Origin of the sequence: Steroidobacter sp. (assembly GCF_016790065.1) — a bacterium.
Taxonomy (GTDB): Bacteria; Pseudomonadota; Gammaproteobacteria; order Steroidobacterales; family Steroidobacteraceae; genus Steroidobacter.
Window position 1 is genome coordinate 1 of record NZ_JAEUPY010000744.1, and the last position, 5,070, is coordinate 5,070.

A 5,070-nucleotide genomic window follows, 5' to 3' on the forward strand; every position below is an offset into this window, starting at 1 on the left:
GCCATATAGTTGGTGCGATTGGTTTCCCATTCTTCGACGTTGATGCCGGTAGCCAGCCGCAACGCTTCGTTGATGTCATCGGCGCCGAAGTTATCCATTTGCTCGCGGGTCACCACGCTGATGGATTGCGGCGTATCGGCAATATCCATATCCAGACCGGTGGCGCCCTTGCTGACGCGGTCGGCCCGTTTGGCGGTGATCAATACGGTTTCGAGGGTTTGCTTGCTCAGGTCGTCGTTACTTTGTGCCGAGGCACTGCCGGCGGCGGTAGCAACTGCCAGCGCTAACGCATTTCTGAATGTAATTCGCATGTCCTACTCCAGCTTCTTGACGAATGGCTGGCCAGGTTCAGACGAACCGCGCTGGCTGAACGAGCTAGCGGCCTGGAACGGCCGCGGGCGAGAGGTAGGCGGGATGATACATTACAAACACTCAGCGACGCGCGACGAAGAATGCCTTCAGCATGGCCGCACACTCTTCGGCCAGCACGCCACCTGCACACTCCAAACGATGATTCAGTGCCGCATGCTGAGTGATGTTGAATACCGATTCAGACGCGCCGGCACGGGGATCGGTGGCGGCATAAACCAAACGTTTCACCCGAGCATGCACCATGGCCCCGGCGCACATGGCACAGGGCTCGAGCGTCACATACAACGTCGTATCCAACAATCGATAGGTCGACAGGTGCTGTGCCGCGGCTCGTAACGCGACGATCTCGGCATGCGCGGTGGGATCGTTGGTGCTGATCGGCCGGTTCCAACCTTCGCCAACGATGACACCGTCTTTCACGATCACGGCGCCAACCGGCACCTCGCCTGCACGCTCAGCCTCACGCGCGAGCTCAATCGCTCGCGCCATGAATGCAACATCGGACTCAGACGCCATCGAAGAATTCGACCACCCCGGTTTCCAGGGAATATTCGGCGCCCACCACCATCAAGCCTTCTTGACGAATCAGTTGTTCGAGCACTGCCGAGCCGTGCCGCAAATGATCGACCGACGCGCTCACATTGGAACGCACGGCATGGCCCACCAAAGCATGCAGATCATGCTTCAACTCGGTGCGCAGCAGCCCTTCGACCGACGGCCGCACCCGATCCACGATGGACCGCAAATTGATGGACTGGTTTTCTTTGGGCCGCTGCAGCTCTTCGATGGTGGCGAGCACGGCGCCACAACGCGAATGCCCAAGCACTACTACCAAGCGAGTATTGAAGCGCGAGGCCGCGAACTCGACGCTGCCGACCTGCGACGGCGCCACCACGTTACCGGCGACGCGAATTACGAATAGATCGCCGAGGCCTTGATCGAACACGATCTCGGCCGGTACGCGTGCATCCGAGCAGCCCAGGATGATGGCCAGCGGCTGTTGCTCCTGAGTCAGCTCGACGCCGCGCGCCAGGTTCAGATGCATTTCGCCGCTGCCGATGCTGGCAACGAAGCGACGGTTGCCATCGCGCAGGCGTTGCAGCGCTTCTTGAGCCGAGACCATTCGTGCACTCCCTCCGGGCCAGTTTGGTACCGGCTGATTTGTAGGTTTTGAAGGGGGCGATTGTAGCGTCGCCGGGCGGCCAGGTCGCGTTAGATGCGAATTGCTAGCCCAGTTCGCGGTCCGTCATGCGAGGAAACAGCTTCTGCAAAGTGTCTCGGTAAATGCTTTCCAGCAGCGCCGGGGCGGCAACCGGTTCGGTCAGGCTGCGAAACGCGCTACCCTCCGACAGCACCGAAACGAACTCCACTCTGACGGCCGCTTCTTGCTCCGACAGCTCTGGGTAGCCGCCGCGAACCAGCTCGACGGCTTGGCTTCTCAGGCGACGATCCGCGGCACGCGCGATCTCCGCCACCGCCGGATTGCGAGTCGCCTCGGCAGTAATTTCCAGCAATAGGACGCGCTCGCTGCGCTCCTCCTCGGAGGCTTGGTCATGGCGATTGGCAAAGCGCGCGGCGAAATTGACGTGTTTATCCCGATCCACCATCCATTCCAGCCGTCGCGCCACGATGCGCTCGACGATGGCGCGCACGATGGCGTCCTTGCTCGGGAAGTAGCGGTAGATCTGGCCCACGCTCATTTGAGCCTCGGCGGCGATCTGACCCATGCTGGCGGCATGAAAGCCGTGGCGCACCACGCAAGCACGGGCTGCGGAAACAATTTGGTCGCGCCGGAGTTGGTCTCGTAACTCCTTGACCGGTCGTTTCTTTTCCTTGACTACAGACATGTTCACAATGTTTTCACACTCTGCCCCTGGGCGTTCAGCCTCGGGCCCGGCATACTATTGAGAATGAACGTTCACACTCAAGTTCGAGCGCAGATTAGTCCAATGGCTTTTACCCTGTCCAGTCCGCCCGCCGCCTCGTCCACGCAACTCCGCGCCGGCCTTGCCGTTTTGTTCACGGCAATGGCTGTCACGCTGGCCGGCTGCTCGAAGGACGCAGCCGAGGGCGGCCAACGCCCGGCCGCTGAGGTCGGATTCATCACCATGCAGCCTCAGCCGCTGGTGCTGCAGTCGGAGCTGGCCGGCCGCACCACTCCATTCTTGGTGTCCGAGGTCCGACCGCAGGTCTCGGGCATCGTCAAATTCCGGCGCTTCGAGGAAGGCTCGCAAGTCAAAGCCGGCCAGGTGTTGTACGAAATCGATCCCGCGCCGTATGCAGCCAGCGCTGCGCAAGCCCAGGCCTCGCTCGCGAACGCCAAGGCCGCGGTCGATTCGGCGCGTTTGAAAGATCAACGCTACGGCGAGTTGCTGGCCATCGAAGGTGTCTCTCAACAGGACGCCGATGACGCCAAGATGGCGCACGCGCAAGCGATTGCTCAGGTGGCGCAGATGCAGGCCACGCTCAACAGCGCGCAGATCAACCTCGATTACACCAAGGTGCGCGCCCCGATCTCAGGCCGCATCGGCAAATCGACGGTGACGCCTGGCGCGCTGGTGACGGCCAATCAGGAAACATCGCTGGCCACGATTCGGACGCTCGATCCCATCTACGTGGACATGACTCAGTCCAGCGCCGAGCTGTTGAAGCTGCGCCGCTTGCTCGGCGAGAGCGGCATGAAGTCCGGCCGCGCGCGAGTGCGTTTGAAGCTGGAAGACGGTTCCGAATACGACCAGCCGGGTTCGATGAAATTCGCCGAAGTGGCGGTCGACGAATCCACCGGGTCGGTGACCTTGCGCGCCGAGTTCCCCAATCCCAAAGGCGAGCTGCTGCCTGGAATGTATGTACGCGCCATGCTCGATCAGGCGGTCAGCACGACGGCCATCCTGGCGCCTCAACAAGGCGTCACCCGCGACGTGAAAGGTAACGCGACTGCACTGGTGCTCACCGCCGACAACAAGGTCGAACAGCGCACCTTGGTGACCGAACGCGCCATCGGCGATCGCTGGTTGATCAGCAACGGCCTGGCCGAAGGCGATCGCTTGATCGTCGAAGGCACCAGCAAGGTGCGCGTCGGCGACACCGTGAATCCAGTCGATGTCGGGACCAGCAAAGCCGCCGCTGCTGAATCTGCCTCCGGCGCATCGGAAGGCTAAGCACGAGGGCTAAATTTTTCGTCGGGCGCCCCATCTTCGCGTGGGTGATCGCCATCGTGATCATGTTGGCGGGCATCGCCTCCATCAACTCGCTGCCGGTGGCGCAGTATCCGGACGTGGCGCCGCCGACCGTGGCCATCAGCGCCACCTACACCGGCGCGTCGGCCGAAACCGTCGAGAACAGCGTCACCCAGATCATCGAGCAACAGCTCACCGGTCTGGACGGCTTGTTGTATTTCTCGTCCTCGAGCAGTTCCAACGGCCAGGCGCAGATTCAAGTCACCTTCGAACAAGGCACCAATCCGGACACGGCGCAGGTGCAAGTTCAAAACAAGGTGCAACAGGCATTGGCGCGCTTGCCCACCTCCGTACAACAGCAAGGCGTGACGGTGGTGAAGTCGCAGAACGACTTCCTGATCATCGTATCGGTGTTCGACAAGACCGACACTGCCACCGCCAGCGATCTGGCCGACTACCTGGTCAGCAACCTGCAGGACCCGATCGCACGCGTACACGGCGTCGGCGGCGTGCAGATCTTCGGTTCGCAGTACGCGATGCGCATCTGGCTCGATCCGGCCAAGTTGCTCTCTTATAACTTGATGCCCAGCGATGTGAGCTCGGCCATCCAAGCTCAGAACACTCAAGTGTCCGCCGGCAAGATCGGCGGCATGCCGTCGGCCCCAGGCCAACAGCTCAATGCCACGGTGACAGCACAGTCCAAGCTGCAAACGCCGGATCAGTTTCGCGCCATCATCGTCAAGCACGACAGCAGCGGTGCGACGGTGCGCTTGGGCGATGTGGCCCGCGTTGAACTCGGCAGCGAAAGCTACGATGCCGTGCCTCGTTCCAACGGCCACCCCGCGTCCGGCATGGCGGTCAAACTCGCCCCGGGTGCGAATGCGCTATCGACTGCGGAAGGCGTGCGCCAAGTCGTCGATGGGCTGCGTTCCTCGCTGCCGCAGGGTTACGAGATCACTTATCCGCGCGACAGCACGGCCTTCATCAAGATTTCCATCGAGGAAGTGGTCAAGACCCTGGTCGAAGCCATCGTGCTGGTGATCATCGTCATGTTCGTGTTCTTGCAGAACTGGCGCGCCACCTTGATTCCGGCCATCGCCGTGCCGGTGGTGTTGCTCGGCACCTTCGGCGTGCTGCAAATATTCGGTTATTCCATCAATACGCTCACCATGTTCGCCATGGTGCTATCCATCGGCCTACTGGTGGATGATGCCATCGTGGTGGTGGAAAACGTCGAACGCATCATGAGCGAGGAACAGATCGGTCCTCGTGAGGCGACACTGAAGTCCATGGGCGAAATCACGCCCGCACTGGTCGGCATCGCGACCGTGCTGTCCGCGGTGTTCCTGCCGATGGCGTTCTTCAGCGGCTCCACCGGCGTGATCTATCGGCAGTTCTCCATCACCATCGTGTCGTCGATGATTCTGTCCGTCGTGGTCGCGTTGGTGCTGACGCCCGCGCTGTGCGCCCAGCTGCTGAAGCCGACGCATGGCCACCCGACTCGTCGTGGTTTCTTCGGCTG

General features: G+C 61.5%; 6 protein-coding genes. 2 read left to right on the forward strand and 4 right to left on the reverse strand.

Going from position 1 to position 5,070, the window contains the following annotated elements; all coding sequences use genetic code 11:
• The 4 genes from JNL55_RS30405 to JNL55_RS30420 form a co-directional block, all read right to left on the reverse strand.
• Nucleotides 1-311 (reverse strand): TonB-dependent receptor plug domain-containing protein (locus JNL55_RS30405; RefSeq protein WP_293863426.1); only part of this gene is annotated, 311 nt, incomplete at its 3' end.
• A 121-nt stretch (nucleotides 312-432) separates the two neighbouring features.
• Nucleotides 433-888, reverse strand: a complete 456-nt coding sequence (gene tadA, locus JNL55_RS30410; protein ID WP_293863428.1) for a tRNA adenosine(34) deaminase TadA — start codon at nucleotides 886-888, stop codon at nucleotides 433-435.
• Nucleotides 878-1,495 carry a carbonic anhydrase gene (locus JNL55_RS30415; protein ID WP_293863430.1) on the reverse strand — a complete coding sequence of 206 codons (618 nt, stop codon included), beginning with the start codon at nucleotides 1,493-1,495 and terminating at the stop codon, nucleotides 878-880. Before JNL55_RS30415 ends, tadA begins: the two co-directional genes overlap by 11 nt.
• 103 nt (nucleotides 1,496-1,598) lie before the next feature.
• Entirely contained in the window at nucleotides 1,599-2,219 is a 621-nt protein-coding gene (locus JNL55_RS30420; RefSeq protein WP_293863432.1) for a TetR/AcrR family transcriptional regulator, read from the reverse strand.
• Nucleotides 2,220-2,399: 180 nt separating this feature from the next.
• On the opposite strand from JNL55_RS30420, the gene JNL55_RS30425 reads away from it, so the two are divergent.
• Nucleotides 2,400-3,530, forward strand: coding sequence for an efflux RND transporter periplasmic adaptor subunit (locus JNL55_RS30425; protein ID WP_293863434.1), 1,131 nt, complete (start codon nucleotides 2,400-2,402; stop codon nucleotides 3,528-3,530).
• 62 nt (nucleotides 3,531-3,592) lie between these two features.
• Nucleotides 3,593-5,070, forward strand: a 1,478-nt coding sequence (locus tag JNL55_RS30430; RefSeq protein WP_415923190.1) for an efflux RND transporter permease subunit, incomplete at its 3' end; no start/stop codon positions are given.